Source organism: Saccharibacillus kuerlensis DSM 22868, assembly GCF_000378145.1.
GTDB classification, from domain to species: domain Bacteria; phylum Bacillota; class Bacilli; order Paenibacillales; family Paenibacillaceae; genus Saccharibacillus; species Saccharibacillus kuerlensis.
Map to the genome: position 1 here is coordinate 471,577 of NZ_KB899277.1, position 14,014 is coordinate 485,590.

The 14,014-nt window shown below is 50.0% G+C and carries 13 protein-coding genes; 6 read left to right on the plus strand and 7 right to left on the minus strand.

The genetic code is table 11. The annotated features are described in order from the left end of the window. Positions 1 to 200: 200 nt before the first annotated feature. Positions 201 to 1,217 (minus strand): LacI family DNA-binding transcriptional regulator, encoded by a 1,017-nt coding sequence (locus tag F456_RS0102215; RefSeq protein WP_018975373.1) that lies wholly within the window; start codon positions 1,215 to 1,217, stop codon positions 201 to 203. Between the two features lie 171 nt (positions 1,218 to 1,388). Here F456_RS0102215 and F456_RS0102220 point away from each other — a divergent pair, with 171 nt between their 5' ends. The 3 genes from F456_RS0102220 (at position 1,389) to F456_RS0102230 (ending at position 3,713) form a co-directional block, all read left to right on the plus strand. Beyond that, on the plus strand, positions 1,389 to 2,108 hold the full coding sequence (locus tag F456_RS0102220) for a DUF2161 domain-containing phosphodiesterase (RefSeq protein ID WP_018975374.1): 720 nt from the start codon (positions 1,389 to 1,391) through the stop codon (positions 2,106 to 2,108). Positions 2,109 to 2,247: 139 nt separating this feature from the next. After that, positions 2,248 to 2,652: a hypothetical protein gene (locus tag F456_RS0102225; protein ID WP_018975375.1), complete on the plus strand. Its 405-nt coding sequence runs from the start codon at positions 2,248 to 2,250 to the stop codon at positions 2,650 to 2,652. After that, entirely contained in the window at positions 2,649 to 3,713 is a 1,065-nt protein-coding gene (locus F456_RS0102230; RefSeq protein WP_018975376.1) for a phosphodiester glycosidase family protein, read from the plus strand. Before F456_RS0102225 ends, F456_RS0102230 begins: the two co-directional genes overlap by 4 nt. A 113-nt stretch (positions 3,714 to 3,826) precedes the next feature. On the opposite strand, the gene F456_RS0102235 is transcribed toward F456_RS0102230, so the two are convergent. From F456_RS0102235 to aldA, 6 genes are all read right to left on the minus strand, one after another. Continuing rightward, a complete protein-coding gene (locus F456_RS0102235) occupies positions 3,827 to 4,081 on the minus strand; it encodes an AbrB/MazE/SpoVT family DNA-binding domain-containing protein (RefSeq protein ID WP_018975377.1) in 255 nt (84 codons plus the stop codon). Positions 4,082 to 4,270: 189 nt separating this feature from the next. Next, on the minus strand, positions 4,271 to 4,738 hold the full coding sequence (gene trmL / locus F456_RS0102240; RefSeq protein ID WP_018975378.1) for a tRNA (uridine(34)/cytosine(34)/5-carboxymethylaminomethyluridine(34)-2'-O)-methyltransferase TrmL: 468 nt from the start codon (positions 4,736 to 4,738) through the stop codon (positions 4,271 to 4,273). Positions 4,739 to 4,889: 151 nt separating this feature from the next. Continuing rightward, entirely contained in the window at positions 4,890 to 5,978 is a 1,089-nt protein-coding gene (serC, locus tag F456_RS0102245) for a 3-phosphoserine/phosphohydroxythreonine transaminase (RefSeq protein WP_018975379.1), read from the minus strand. 259 nt (positions 5,979 to 6,237) lie between these two features. Then, positions 6,238 to 7,662 carry a type I glutamate--ammonia ligase gene (gene glnA, locus F456_RS0102250; RefSeq protein ID WP_018975380.1) on the minus strand — a complete coding sequence of 475 codons (1,425 nt, stop codon included), beginning with the start codon at positions 7,660 to 7,662 and terminating at the stop codon, positions 6,238 to 6,240. Between the two features lie 281 nt (positions 7,663 to 7,943). After that, a complete protein-coding gene (gene aroF, locus F456_RS0102255) occupies positions 7,944 to 9,008 on the minus strand; it encodes a 3-deoxy-7-phosphoheptulonate synthase (RefSeq protein WP_018975381.1) in 1,065 nt (354 codons plus the stop codon). 454 nt (positions 9,009 to 9,462) lie between these two features. After that, positions 9,463 to 10,941: an aldehyde dehydrogenase gene (gene aldA / locus F456_RS0102260; RefSeq protein WP_018975382.1), complete on the minus strand. Its 1,479-nt coding sequence runs from the start codon at positions 10,939 to 10,941 to the stop codon at positions 9,463 to 9,465. Positions 10,942 to 11,102: 161 nt separating this feature from the next. Here aldA and F456_RS0102265 point away from each other — a divergent pair, with 161 nt between their 5' ends. The 3 genes from F456_RS0102265 to F456_RS0102275 are packed head-to-tail and all read left to right on the plus strand — an operon-like array spanning position 11,103 to position 14,007. Continuing rightward, the gene (locus tag F456_RS0102265; protein WP_018975383.1) at positions 11,103 to 11,867 is read left to right on the plus strand and encodes a (Fe-S)-binding protein; all 765 of its coding nucleotides are present in this window, start codon (positions 11,103 to 11,105) and stop codon (positions 11,865 to 11,867) included. Then, positions 11,864 to 13,300, plus strand: a complete 1,437-nt coding sequence (locus F456_RS0102270; RefSeq protein ID WP_018975384.1) for a LutB/LldF family L-lactate oxidation iron-sulfur protein — start codon at positions 11,864 to 11,866, stop codon at positions 13,298 to 13,300. Before F456_RS0102265 ends, F456_RS0102270 begins: the two co-directional genes overlap by 4 nt. Next, complete coding sequence (locus F456_RS0102275) at positions 13,297 to 14,007, plus strand: LutC/YkgG family protein (protein ID WP_018975385.1); 711 nt, start codon at positions 13,297 to 13,299, stop codon at positions 14,005 to 14,007. The genes F456_RS0102270 and F456_RS0102275 overlap by 4 nt, the downstream gene beginning before the upstream one ends. Positions 14,008 to 14,014: the final 7 nt, after the last annotated feature.

The window sequence follows — 14,014 nt, forward strand, 5'->3', positions numbered from 1 at the left end:
CATTCTACGCTCTAAATTTCAACACAATCAATATTTATTATCTTGATTTTATTTTTTTAGGAAAACAATAATTGAAATTATGATTTTGTTAGCATTGATAAAACACATATTAAAAAACCCTGCCGTTATACGGTCAGGGTTAGAATCATACAGAATTAAACAAGGTATGAGGCAGTTTCGGAATTCAAAGCGTAATCGCGTTACAGTGCAGATTTATCGCGAAGCTGGGCAGTCGTGCAGCGAACGACAAGGTTGGACGGCTCCGTTACGACGGATGGTGTAAAGTCCGCATTCTCAATCATTGCGATAAGAGTTTCGATGGCATGCGAACCGATCGAGCGAATATTTTGATTCACTGTCGTCAATGCCGGGCTGAAAATTTCCGAATAATACGTATTGTCAAATCCGATCACCGAAATATCTTCCGGTACCGACAGTCCGCTGCGATGAATGACATTGATAGCACCGATTGCCATCATATCCGATGTACAAACGACGGCGGTTGGACGCTCTTCAAGCTCCAACAGTTCGGTCATTGCCTGCGCTCCGCCTTCCATCGAATAGTCACTGATCTTAACGTACGCCGGATTTACAGAAAGTTTATGCGACTTCATCCCTTCAACGTAACCTTCGTGACGCAGTTGGCCGACTGCGTTATCCAGCTCGCCGGAAACAAAGGAAATGCGCGAATGTCCCAATTCTGCAAGATGGGCAACAGCCTGCATAATGCCCGTCTTATTTTCCGTAGTGATATAAGCCGCTCTGCGGCCTTGAATGTCCGAGTCCACTAACATGGTCGGAATATCGGAGTCCAGCAGCTCTTCCAAATGCGGATCATTTCGATCTATACCGAAACCGACAACTCCGTCCACATTCCGACTCAGACAATGTTCGACAAAAGAATAAGTCGGATCGTCAAACCGTGTCGACAAATGCAGCAGGTCATAACCGCTGTTTTGCAGCGCCGTCTTGATTCCTTCCAGAAGCTCTGTGACAAAAGGATTGGTAAAAGATGTTGTAACGAACACACCTACTGTCCATGAGCGTCCTTTAACCAATCCTCTGGCCGCTACATTCGGATGATATTTCAGTTTCTTGATTGTTTGACTAACTTTTTTGCGCGTTTTATCACTTACATCAGGATAGTTATTAATCACCTTAGAAACGGTTGCGACCGATACTCCCGCTTCCTTGGCTACGTCGTGAATCGAAGCCATCGTTCTACCTCCTTCCCGGCCGGATTCTGCATACTGCCCTCTTCCGCCCGGAAACCCATGTTTTTTCCTTCTATTATATATAGGTGTCGTTTGCGCCACAAGCTTTTTTGCCAGGAGCCTTCTTTAGAGGTATGATAAGATATTGAATTTTAGATCGGAGGTATATGGATCATGGCCGTCAAATATGAGACCGAACTGTATCCACCGCTCAAATCATTTTTCGAACAGCGCGGCTATTCGGTCAAGAGCGAGGTGCGTCACTGCGATCTTCTGGGTTACCGCGAAGACGAAGAACGCCCTCTTATTGTGGAGATCAAAAAGACGTTTACCCTTGAGCTGCTGCTGCAGGGTTCTGACCGTCAGCGCACCGGGGGAATCGTCTACTTGGCGGTTGAACGCAACCGTTCCAAGAAAGGGGCTCACAATCAGCGGTTCAGTGAGATTACGCTGCTCTGCGAGCGGCTTGGACTGGGGCTGATTACAGTTACCTTTTACCAGACAAAACCGCCGTTCGTCGAAGTACTGTGCGAGGCGGGAGCACCTCAAGGCCGATCTTCCGGCATTCGTGCCAAGCGGCTTCGTACAGAATTTGATGCACGCAGCGGAGATCATAATACCGGAGGCTCCAACAAACGAAAAATTGTGACTGCTTATCGCGAAAATGCTCTTAAGGTCGCCCGCCAGCTGTGGATGTTCGGTGAAGCTTCCCCTCTCATGCTCAAAGAAGCGAGCGGAGTCGGCAAAGCCGCTTCCCTGCTGCAGGCGAACTATTACGGCTGGTTTGAGCGGGTAGCACGAGGGCGTTACAAACTGACAGAAGCCGGAGCCGCCGCGCTAAACGATTATGCATCTGTCGTATCCGCATGGGAAGATAATAGGAAAAATGGGTGACCATTTTAAGCGGAAATTTGAAAACTTTGTTTGAAAAAGCATACAAACCGCCTTTTGCGAAAAAAAACCCCACATGATAGAATGAAGACTGAAATTCGGGCTCGGCGCCCTTTTTTTAAAATTTCAATGAGGTGATGTAATGAAAGCTTCAACGGGACCTACCTCCGCTCCGTCCCGCACCATGAAAAAGGACAGGCTTCCCGTCAGATGGTTTCTGTTGTTTTGGATCCTACTTATCGCCTTATTCGTCTACGCCGCTTACGAGTACAGCCAGAGGCTGCAGGAGCAGACACTCTCGGCTCTACAGACTCAAACAGAAACGCAGATGGCCGAGCTTCGCGCCGATTACGAAAATCAGTTCTCGGAGCTGAATGGACAAGTAGCCGCGCTTCAGAACAAGGTCGATTCGTTTAACGAGCTGCTGACATTCACTAAAGATAATGCGAACAATAAGACGGACAACAGCAACAAGCTTTACACACAGCTGAACGAGGTCAAGGCCCAGCTCAGCCAGCTTCAGAAGAAAATGGACCTGCTGAAATGACGAGCGTCCAGCGGATGAACCGCTTCTTCCTGATGTTGGCGGCACCGGTAATCGGCTTGCTGCTCTGTCTGCTGTTGTTTCCGCCCAATACCGAATTTCAATTGAATACGGATGCTCACAAAACGGATAAAAACTTGAATGCTGCATCCGCCAAACTGCTTGAAGATTTGAATGTCGCCGAACAGAATGCCAAAGCAACCTCCGAGTCGCTGCAGAAAACGCTGAATCTGTACAATCAAACGACACAGGCTATGTCATCCATTGTACAAAGAGCGTCAATTCAGGCTAAACGGCCGGAAGGTATTTATGATAAGAGAATCGGTTCCAAGCTGGGACGCCCCGTTGAGACGGTCGATAGCGATAAGATCCGCATCGAACTGTTCCGTGTCAACGCGGTTACGTATACAGGCTATGCGATGAAGGTCAAGTTGAAAGACCCATCCGCCATGCGGATGAGTCTGGCAGGCGAGACGCTCGGCAGCTCGGAGACGACGCTCAAAGCGGTAAAACGTAACGGCGCAATCGCCGGAATCAATGCCGGAGGCTTTGCGGATCAGGACGGCAAGCGTTATCCGCTCAGTACGACCGTTATGAACGGCAAGTATCTCACCGGATTTGAGTCCAGCTTCAAAGATCTGTATTTTGTCGGTCTGAACAATTCCGGCAAGCTGATCGGAGGCAAATTCAATCGTCAAAATGAACTGGACCGACTGCGGCCGCAGTTCGGCGCTTCGTTTGTTCCGATCCTGCTTGAGAATGGGAAAAAGACGGCCATTCCTTCCAAATGGAAGGCTTCGCCGAAAAGAGCTCCGCGTACGATCATCGGCAGCTACAAAGATGATCAGCTGATTATCTTTGTTATCGACGGGTACAATGAAGGCGGCCGTTCCGGCGCGACACTGGAAGAGATTCAGAACCAACTGTACAAGATCGGCGTCGTGAATGCCTACAATCTTGACGGCGGAGGATCTTCCTCGCTTGTGATGAACGGCAGAGTCGTTAACCGTCCATCGGACGGCAATCTTCGTCCTGTACCGACAAATTTCCTGTTTTTCAAATGACCCAATATGAACCGACCTATACTTGTGCAGGCGAAGGATCCAATTTCCGCCTTAACGCAAAAAAAGAGCCTTTAGGCTCTTTTTTTGCGTGATACGGATGTTTTCAATGCCGTTCAGCCATGTTTAGGAAGCTGCATCATATCAGAGACGCATGCTCCGCAAATGTAACGATCCTTAAACTCGCTGACTTCATCGATTGAACCGCAGAACACACACTTCGGACGGTAACGCTCCAAAATAATATGATCTCCCTGGACCAAAATTTCGACCGGGTCGCCTTCGTTCATCTGATATCTTTTTCTTAGCGATTTCGGAAGGACAATGCGTCCCAATTGGTCGACTTTCCGGACTACTCCAGCTGGTTTCATGATTGAAAACACCTCTTCTGTTTTAGTTTGCTGTTTCTGCCCCACCTGCAGAAGTAATTCTGCAAACCCAACATTAAGTATTCGATCTTCAATCGAGAATTCCTTCTTCCCGGATAAAAAAATAAACGTTGGTTAATAATCGTTTTTTTGTCTAATCAGGTACTTCATAAATTCATAAAATAATTTCTGTTACTCCATTCCTGGAAAATCCAGTTGGCGGAGTGCTTCGTAGAGCATGATTGCTACCGAATTGGACAAGTTCAAGGAACGAACATGCTCCGTTCTCATAGGCATTCGGATACAGCTTTCACGATTAGCTTCAAGAAGTTCGGGCGGCAGCCCTTTGGTTTCCTTCCCGAATACAAGAAAATCGCCATCGTGGAATTCAATATCGCTGTAGCGTTTTGTAGCCTTCGTTGTCGCATAAAAAAATCGGCCTTCGGGGTACTTGGCTTGAAGTTCAGCAAACGAATCGTGGTATTCCAGCTTGACGGACGGCCAATAATCGAGTCCAGCACGTTTCAGTGAAGCATCGTCGGTGCGGAATCCCAACGGACGCACCAGATGCAAATGGGTGTCTGTAGCGGCGCAAGTTCTTGAGATATTGCCGGTATTTGCCGGTATTTCCGGTTCGACCAGCACGATATGCAGTGCCATAATTGATATTCACTCCGTTTCTTAAACCGAGACGGCCCGATTCTGCTGAAGCAGGCGCAAACGCGAAGAAAAGCCGCCCGAAGTTGGGCGGCTTTTCCGTCTCTTCTACTTCCTATTTTACCCGAATCGCCGGCTTAAGGGAAGATTATGATCAGCCGTTGCGTTTCATGAAGTCGTTCATAAAGTCAACCAGCGCCTCAATGCTTTCCCGAGGAACGGCATTGTAGATGGAAGCGCGCAGTCCGCCGACACTGCGATGACCTTTTAGTCCCACAAATCCCTGCTGTTCGCTTTCTTTGGCAAATGCTTTCTCCAACTCTTCGGAGCCGAGACGGAACGTTACGTTCATCAGAGAACGGCTGTCTGCCTGAGCAACGCCGCTGTAGAAACCACCGCTGCCGTCAATTGCTTCATACAGCAGATTTGCTTTGGCGCGGTTCTTCTCCTCGATGCCTTCAAGCCCACCCTGTTCTTCAATCCAGCGCAGTGTCTGGTTGACCATATAGATCGAGAAGGAAGGCGGTGTGTTATACAGCGAGTTGTTCGACAAATGGGTGCTGTAACGGAATACGGTCGGAATATTTTTGACTTCTGCAGTCAACAGTTCTTCTCGGGCGACCACAACCGTTACACCTGACGGACCCAGGTTTTTCTGGGCGCCTGCATAGATCATTCCGAACTTCTCGATATCGAGAGGACGGCAGAAAATATCGCTGGACAGATCGGCGATCAACGGTACGCTGCCGGTATCCGGATAATCAGCGAATTGGGTACCTTCGATCGTCTCGTTCGAAGTGACGTGCAGATAAGCTGTGTCATCCTGCACGTTGATCTCTTCCTGGGAAGGCATGCGCGTGAATTTTTCACTTTCCGTCGAAGCTGCGATGTAAGTTTCACCGATCAATTTCGCTTCCTTGACCGCTTTGGAAGCCCAGCTTCCCGTCATCACGTAACCGGCCTTCTTCCCTGGGGTCAGCAGATTCATTGGAAGCATTGCAAACTGTGTGCTGGCTCCGCCTTGAAGGAAAAGCGTCTTGTAGCCGGTCGGGTTGCCAAGCAGCTTCAGCAGCCGCTCCTGCGCTTCATTATGTACACTCTCATACACGGCACCCCGATGGGACATTTCCATGATCGACATGCCCGTGCCTTGAAATTCCACAAATTCCGCCTGTGCGCGCTCCAGTACTTCCAGCGGCAGCGCCGCTGGTCCCGCATTAAAGTTGTAAGCCCGTTTGCCCATGAATCTAATGCCCCCTCAAGCCCATAATTTAGGGTTAATCATAACAGCAATCTAACATTACTTCAAGTAAAACCAAGACGCGATAAAGCGATAACGAGTCGTTTTCCCTGTGCTGTACGTTTTTTGTCATTTTTTCGAGATTGTTCGGATTTAGCCCGTACGAGAAAATTGCTTCTAAAAAAACAGCCTCTGCTCTGAAACAGAGCGGAGGCTGTTTTTGTTGGAATCAGGTCCTTTTGGCCATCGCTTATAAAGGCGATTAGCAGTCGTAGTACAGGCTGAATTCGTGCGGATGAACACGAATCGCTACGGCTTTGGCTTCGGCGCGTTTGAACGCGATATAGTTGGCGATGAAATCTTCGGAGAACACGCCGCCCTCAGTCAGGAAGGAGCTGTCCGCTTCGAGCGAATCGAGCGCTTCTTCGAGCGAAGCTGGAACGCTGCGGATTTTCGCTTTCTCTTCTTCCGGCAGTTCATACAGGTTTTTGTCGGCAGGACCGTAGCCCAGCTCGATCGGATTGATCTTTTTCTTGATACCGTCCAGGCCTGCCATCAGCATGGCCGAGAATGCCAGGTAAGGGTTGGCCGTGGAGTCCGGCGTACGGAACTCGATGCGGCAGCCTTTAGGCGTTACGGCAGCAACCGGAATACGTACGGCTGCAGAACGGTTGCCTTTGGAGAAGACCAGGTTAACCGGCGCTTCATAGCCCGGAACGAGACGTTTGAACGAGTTCGTGCTCGGATTGGTCAGCGCAATCAGAGACGGAGCATGATACAGCAGACCGCCGATATAGTGCAGTGCCGTCTCGCTCAAGTTTGCATAACCGCCTTTTTCGTAGAACAGCGGCTCTCCATCTTTGAAGATCGATTGGTGAACGTGCATGCCGCTGCCGTTGTCGCCGAAGAGCGGTTTAGGCATAAACGTTGCCGTTTTGCCGTACTGGCGAGCAGTGTTGTGTACAATGTATTTGTATTTAAGCAGATTGTCTGCCGTTTTCTTAAGCGTGTCGAAACGGAAATTAATTTCCGCTTGTCCGGCTGTCGCCACTTCATGGTGGTGACGTTCGATCACAAGGCCCGCTTCTTCGAGCAGACGGCACATTTCGCTGCGGATATCTTGTTGGCTGTCCACCGGAGCGACCGGTACATATCCGCCTTTGACGCCTACTTTGAAGCCCAGGTTGCCGCCTTCTTCCTTGCGGTTGGTATTCCAGGCTGCTTCCTCGGAATCGACGGAGTACGAGGAACTGTTCATGCCGCTTTGGTAACGGACATCGTCGAAGATGAAGAACTCGGACTCCGGCGCGAAGAACGCATCGGAACCTACGCCGCTTGCCTGCATGAACGCTTCGGCTTTCTTGGCAATACCGCGCGGATCGCGGTCATAGTGCTCGCCGTCCGGCGTATAGATATCGCACATGATGTTCAATGTTGGATGCGCAGTGAAAGCGTCAATGTATACCGATTCAGCATCCGGTATCATGACCATATCCGATTCTTCGATACCGCGGAAGCCCGGAATCGACGATCCGTCGAAAGCTACCCCGTTCTCAAACGTTTCTTCTTCAACAGCGCTGGCAGGAACCGAAATGTGATGAACTTTTCCAGACAGATCCACGAAACGGAAATCAACCCACTCGATGCTATTCTCTTGAATAAGCTTCAATACTTTTTCTACCGACATGTCACTTTCCTCCCAAATTTCCGAACATTGAACGGATATACATTATGAAACGTTCATGCTCTTTTTTCGCTGTCGTCATTATAAAACGACGCTATTTAGCAGTCAATACTCATGTCAGGTATTTTTTATGGCAATGTGAGTTATGCTCACACTTTGATGCAATTTAGGGAGCTTTGTCAAGAAAGCCCGACGTCGACCACAAACAGCGGTACGACGCGGGCTTTCCGTTTTTTTCAAGCAGGCGAAGCGGGCATTCTTTTTTGAACGACCGCCTTAAAAATTTAAACGATTGCCCAATTTTTAAAAGCATCCGCTTCCGCTTTCGATGTAGCGAAACTCTTGCCTACAATTGGGGACAGCTGTTCCAGATCGCGGAGCAGTCCGGCAAACTGGTCAGGGAACAAGGATTGAACACCGTCACCCGTCATAGAGTTGTCGGGATCGGTATGCATTTCGATAATCAGACCGTCCGCACCTGCGGCAACAGAAGCTTTGGCCATCGGTTCGACCAGCTCACGACGCCCTGTCCCGTGACTCGGGTCGGAAATGACCGGAAGGTGACTCAAGCTCTGCAAAGCAGGGATCGCCGCCAGATCAAGCGTGTTGCGCGTATAGGACTCAAACGTGCGGATACCACGCTCGCACAGCATAACGTCGGGATTGCCGCCTGCCAAAATATACTCGGCTGCGTTCAGCAGCTCATCGTATGTTGCACTGAAGCCGCGCTTGAGCAGAACCGGACGACCACATGTGCCCAGTTTGCGCAGCAGATCAAAGTTCTGCATATTGCGCGTACCAATTTGTAGAATGTCCGCATACTCCGCACAGATATCAACGTATTCCGGCGTCATGACTTCAGTGATCGTCAGCAGACCGTGTTTTTTACCTGCTTCGGCCATCATGATCAATCCTTCGACTCCAACGCCCTGGAAGCTGTAAGGACCAGTACGAGGTTTGAAAGCGCCGCCTCGCAGCACTTGGCCTCCGGCTGCCTTTACAAGGCGGGCAATCTCGTCGATCTGCTCTGCCGACTCGACTGCACACGGTCCGCCCATAACAACGAGTTCTCCGCCGCCGATCTTAACGTCACCAATCTGAATAACGGTATTTTCCGGATGGAAGTCCCGGCTTGCGAGCTTGTACGATTTGGAGATCTTCACGACGTCTTCGACGCCTTTCATTTGGCGCAGATGCTCGGCCAATCTTGGCTCGGCTTTGCCGATCAGACCCACGACCGTACGGTCCGCTCCTCTCGACAGATGAACGGTCAATCCTTCTTTTTCAATAACGCGGATAACTTCCTGCAGCTGCTCCTCCGGAGCTTGGTTCGACAAAATAGCGATCATATTATCTCTTCCTTCCATTATGGGAATGGGAACAAGGTTCCCGATTGTCTTCGACTGACGCACTCTTTCTCACTTAAACGCTTCTATGCTTTTATGCTTTTACCCAGTAAAGAAATGTTAACAAAAAAAATGCTCTTCGTCAACCCTAAGAGCATGAAATTACGTTTAAAATCACAACATCCGCTTGCGATCAAACACAGCTTTTCTGCTTAAGTCTTATCCTTCGCTTTCTCGGCGCATTTCTGCAAACCGTATTGCCACAAGCCATAAGCCACAGGCGACAAGCCATAACTTGTATCGTTTGATGAAAAAGAAAATGTGAAGAACGCGCCTGTCGGCGGTTCTCCACATTCTACGACTTCAGATTTCTTACCTGGCTTTCACTTAATTTTACTGAACTTCACGGAATCATTACTGATTTTCCACTGGATTTTCATTAAGTTTTACTCGACTTTTATTGAACACCCTTGTCATATTGCAGGTAGACCACATGAGTTTGCAAATATTCGTTCAGTCCGTGCTTGCCATCGGCGCCGCCGATTCCGGATTTTCTCCAACCCGCATGGAAGCCCTGCATCGCTTCGAAGTTTTCGCGGTTAATGTACGTCTCTCCGTACTTCAGACGCTTGATTACCTTCATAGCCACATTCAAGTTCTGCGTATACAACGATGAAGTCAGACCAAACTCGCTGTCGTTCGCCAGAGTGATCGCTTCATCCAGCGTCTTGAACGATACGATCGGAATAACCGGTCCAAAGATTTCTTCCTGAATGATTGCCATATCGTTGCTTGCATCGCCAATAACAGTCGGCTCATAGAAGCTGCCTACGCCTTCAACCTTGCTGCCGCCCAGCAGTACCTTCGCCCCCTGCTCTACAGCACGATCGACTTTCGCCTGAACCGAGTCTTGAGCATCCTTGTTGATCAGCGGTCCCATCTGAATATCGTTTTCTTTTAGCGGGTCTCCGTACTTGACGGCTTTCATAGCTTCGACCAATCGATTGGTGAACTCCTCTTTGATCTCTTCATGCACATACACGCGCTCCGCGCAGTTGCAGACCTGGCCTGTATTGATAACACGAGAGTCGACGATCGATTTGACCGCCAGATCAAGGTCGGCATCTTTATGCACAATAGCCGGCGCTTTGCCGCCAAGCTCCAGACTGACTTTGGTAATATTTTGGGCAGCGGCTTCCATAACTTTTTGTCCTGCAGGCACACTTCCTGTCAGACTGACCATGCCCACCTTCGGATTGCTCGCCAGTTCATTGCCTACTTCGCCGCCGCGTCCGGTCACCAGGTTGAACACACCTTTCGGCAGACCCACCTTATCTACGATTTTCGCAAAAGCGATCGCGTTATTCGGCGACTCGACGCTCGGCTTGACGACGATCGTATTGCCTGTAATCAGAGCAGGAGCCATCTTGCGGGCGATCAAGAAGAACGGGAAGTTCCAAGGAAGAATACCCGTTGTCACACCGATTGCTCTTTTGAAAACAAAAATATTCTCATTGTCGCGGTCGCTCTGAACAATCTCGCCCTCATAACGCCGCGCCCATTCCGCCATATAATCCATATAATCCGCTGTAAAGTTAACCTCCACTGTCGACAATTCCATCGTTTTACCGACTTCTTCCGAAATGAGGCGTGCAATCTCTCCGGCCTGTTCACGGATCCCGTCCGCAATCCGGTGCAGATATACGCCGCGCTCCACAGCCGGAGTCTCTTCCCATGCGTCCTGTGCAGCCTCTGCCGCATCAATCGCCCGTACAACATCCTGCCGGGTTGCTTTCGGCACCTGTGAAACCACCTCGTCTGTCGACGGATTGGTTACATCCATCCATTCTCCATTTTCCGCATCGGTAAATTGTCCGTCAATGTACATTTGATGTTTTTGCACCGGCCCTGCCTCCTCGAAAATGAGTTTAAACATAGTTTCTTCTCTTGCATTGTAAACGTTATCAATTTTTATTGTCAACATTTTAATGTGTTATTTATGTTGTTTTATAATGATTTTTAATTTGTTTTTCTGCTTTTATGGTTTTCAAGTTGAATAGAGGGGAGTACAATGGAGAAGAAACGGAGGGATGATGAATGAAAGTCAGCATCTTCTCGACCTGCCTGGTCGACCTCATGTTCCCTGATGTCGGCAAAGCAATGGTCGAAGTACTCGAACGGCTCGGCTGCGAAACAGATTTTCCCGCTTCTCAAGTATGCTGCGGGCAGCCGACTTACAATAGCGGTTATTTGGAAGAATCAAAACAAGCCATGATCAATATGATGCGTGCTTTTGAACACTCTGATTATGTTGTGGGACCTTCGGGTTCCTGCATCGCGATGTTCCACGAGTATCCTCACATCTTCAAGGGCGATCCGCAGTGGGAAATGAAAGCGATTGCTCTAAAAGAGAAATCGTATGAATTTACTCAGTTTATTGTCCGCGTGCTTGGAGTTAGCGATGTGGGCGCCCGGCTTGAAGGCAGTGCGACTTACCATCGCTCCTGTCATATGAGCAGGCTGCTCGGAGAAACCGAAACGCCTTTTTTGCTGCTCGAAAATGTCGACGGATTGCAGCTGGAGCCCCTTAAAAATTCCGATAACTGCTGCGGATTTGGCGGAACCTTCTCGGTTAAAATGCCGGAGATCTCCGAGCAGATGGTTGACGAGAAAAGCGCCTGCATTGCCGAAACGGGAGCCGAGTATCTCATCAGCGCGGACATGGGCTGTCTGATGAACATTGGCGGACGTATGTCGCGCACAGGAAAACCGATCAAAATCATGCATATTGCAGAAGTTCTTAATCATGCTTCGCCTGCGAATATCCGGCCTTCTGCCGCCAAAGGAGGAGCTTTCCTATGAGTATGCAAACCGACAAACGGGATTTCGATACACGTACGGCTGACGGAATCGGCGACGCCTTCATGCGTGGTGCCGTCGGTTCTGCGCAGGACAGTCTAAAGACACGTCGTTTGACCGCTGCCACATCACTGGGCGATTGGGAACGCTGGCGTGAGCTGGGACAGCAGATCCGGCAGCATACGCTGGAGAACTTGGACTATTATTTGGAACAGATGGCGGATAACGTCGAGCGCCGCGGCGGCCACGTTTATTTTGCCCGAACTAAAGAAGAAGCGAGCGGCTATATCCGGGATGTCGTCCAAAGCAAACAGGCAACGAAAGTTGTGAAGTCGAAGTCGATGGTTACGGAAGAAATCGAGATGAACCAGGTATTGATGAAAGCCGGGTGCGAGGTCATTGAAAGCGATCTGGGTGAGTATATTTTACAGGAAGACGATTGGGATCCGCCTTCGCATATCGTCGCCCCCGCCCTGCACAAAAACCGGGAGCAGATTCGCGATGTGTTCGCTTCCAAACTCAGTTATAAAGGAGACGAAACGCCGGAACACTTGGCCGGCTTTGCACGTAAAGTGCTGCGCGAGAAGTTTCTTGAAGCCGAAATTGGCATTACCGGATGCAACTTTGCTGTCGCGAATATGGGGGCAATCAACCTCGTTACTAACGAAGGCAACGGCGACTTGACTGCTGCTCTTCCAAAGACTCACATTGCCGTAATGGGCATGGAACGGATCGTGCCGACGCTTGAAGAAATGGAAGTTCTGGATAACCTGCTCTGCCGAAGCGCAGTCGGACAGAAGCTGACCAGCTACATTACCGTTATGGGTCCACGGGAAGAGGGAGAATCCGACGGGCCCGAAGAATTCCATCTGGTTATCGTAGATAATGGCCGTTCGGAAATTCTGGCAGGCGAATTCTGGGAAGCGCTTCAATGTATTCGATGCGGTGCCTGCTTGAATGTCTGTCCGGTGTATCGCCACATTGGTGGACATGCTTACGGCTCAATCTATCCGGGACCTATTGGAGCCGTTATCACTCCTCTTCTCGGCGGATATGACGAATACAAAGAGCTTCCGTATGCTTCCAGTCTTTGCGGTGCCTGCACCGATGTCTGTCCGGTTAAAATTCCGCTGCATGAACAGCTGATTCTTCATCGGCAGAATATTGTCTCTCAGGGACGGACCGGTGCGATCGACCGGGCGCAGATGAAAGCGGCCGGCAAGCTGCTGTCGTCGCCGCGCATGTTCCGCAGTACGCTGCGGCTGGCAAACCCGATGACCAAGTTCATGAGCAAACATGGACGGGTTGTACGCGGTCCCGCTCCTCTATCGGGCTGGATCGGTGTGCGGGACATGCCTCAGCCCGTTAAAGAACGGGACGGCTTCCGCACATGGTATGAGAATCGGACCAAAAAAGAAGGAGGTCGGCTTCCATGAATCCCCGTACTTTCCATGAAGGAAGTTCTACCGACACTGAAAAACGCGAGTCGTTCTTAAACCGGGTGGCGGAAAGCCTTAAGCGTCCTCGCAGAACCGAACCTGTTCGCCGTCCCGATTGGAAGCATACGGTACACCTGGATACACTGGCCGACCGGACACCGGAGCAGTTGGTCGAAATCCTTAAAGAACAATGCTTTTTTATTCATACGCAGGTGATTGAATCGACACCTGCGCTGCTTCAGTCCACGCTGGACGACCTGATCGACGGATACGGCGGCGGTCCGCTTATCCGTTCCGGCGACCCCCGGTTCACTGAATACGGACTCTCCTTCTCCGGCGACTTCGTATGGTCGGAACAGGCCGGACGCCAGGAAAATATTCGGCGTGCCGAGGCCGCAAATATTGCGCTCGTTTTCGCCGATTATACATTGGCCGAATCCGGTACGGTTGTACTGCTGAGCCGTCCTGATCAAGGGCGGGCGCTGCATTTTCTGCCGGCGCATTATATTGCCGTAATTGAGCGCAAAAGCATCGTACCGCGTTCGACGCAGGCTATGACCGATCTCAATCGCCGTATTGAATCCGGTGAAGACATCGGCTCCTGCATCAATATGATCTCCGGACCGTCGAACTCGGCCGATATTGAAATGCAGCTTGTTGTCGGCGTACATGGCCCGCTGCGTGCCACGTATGTGCTAATCTAGTCTTTCG

Excerpts from the sequence above, each read along its gene's own strand:
- F456_RS0102230 (WP_018975376.1), top strand. The coding sequence starts at position 2,649 with ATGACGAGCGTCCAGCGGATGAACCGCTTCTTCCTGATGTTGGCGGCA.
- F456_RS0102270 (WP_018975384.1), top strand. The coding sequence starts at position 11,864 with ATGAGTATGCAAACCGACAAACGGGATTTCGATACACGTACGGCTGAC.
- aroF (WP_018975381.1), bottom strand. The coding sequence starts at position 9,008 with ATGATCGCTATTTTGTCGAACCAAGCTCCGGAGGAGCAGCTGCAGGAA.
- aldA (WP_018975382.1), bottom strand. The coding sequence starts at position 10,941 with ATGTTTAAACTCATTTTCGAGGAGGCAGGGCCGGTGCAAAAACATCAA.
- F456_RS0102275 (WP_018975385.1), top strand. The coding sequence starts at position 13,297 with ATGAATCCCCGTACTTTCCATGAAGGAAGTTCTACCGACACTGAAAAA.
- F456_RS0102235 (WP_018975377.1), bottom strand. The coding sequence starts at position 4,081 with ATGAAACCAGCTGGAGTAGTCCGGAAAGTCGACCAATTGGGACGCATT.
- F456_RS0102225 (WP_018975375.1), top strand. The coding sequence starts at position 2,248 with ATGAAAGCTTCAACGGGACCTACCTCCGCTCCGTCCCGCACCATGAAA.
- serC (WP_018975379.1), bottom strand. The coding sequence starts at position 5,978 with ATGGGCAAACGGGCTTACAACTTTAATGCGGGACCAGCGGCGCTGCCG.
- trmL (WP_018975378.1), bottom strand. The coding sequence starts at position 4,738 with ATGGCACTGCATATCGTGCTGGTCGAACCGGAAATACCGGCAAATACC.
- F456_RS0102220 (WP_018975374.1), top strand. The coding sequence starts at position 1,389 with ATGGCCGTCAAATATGAGACCGAACTGTATCCACCGCTCAAATCATTT.
- F456_RS0102215 (WP_018975373.1), bottom strand. The coding sequence starts at position 1,217 with ATGGCTTCGATTCACGACGTAGCCAAGGAAGCGGGAGTATCGGTCGCA.
- glnA (WP_018975380.1), bottom strand. The coding sequence starts at position 7,662 with ATGTCGGTAGAAAAAGTATTGAAGCTTATTCAAGAGAATAGCATCGAG.
- F456_RS0102265 (WP_018975383.1), top strand. The coding sequence starts at position 11,103 with ATGAAAGTCAGCATCTTCTCGACCTGCCTGGTCGACCTCATGTTCCCT.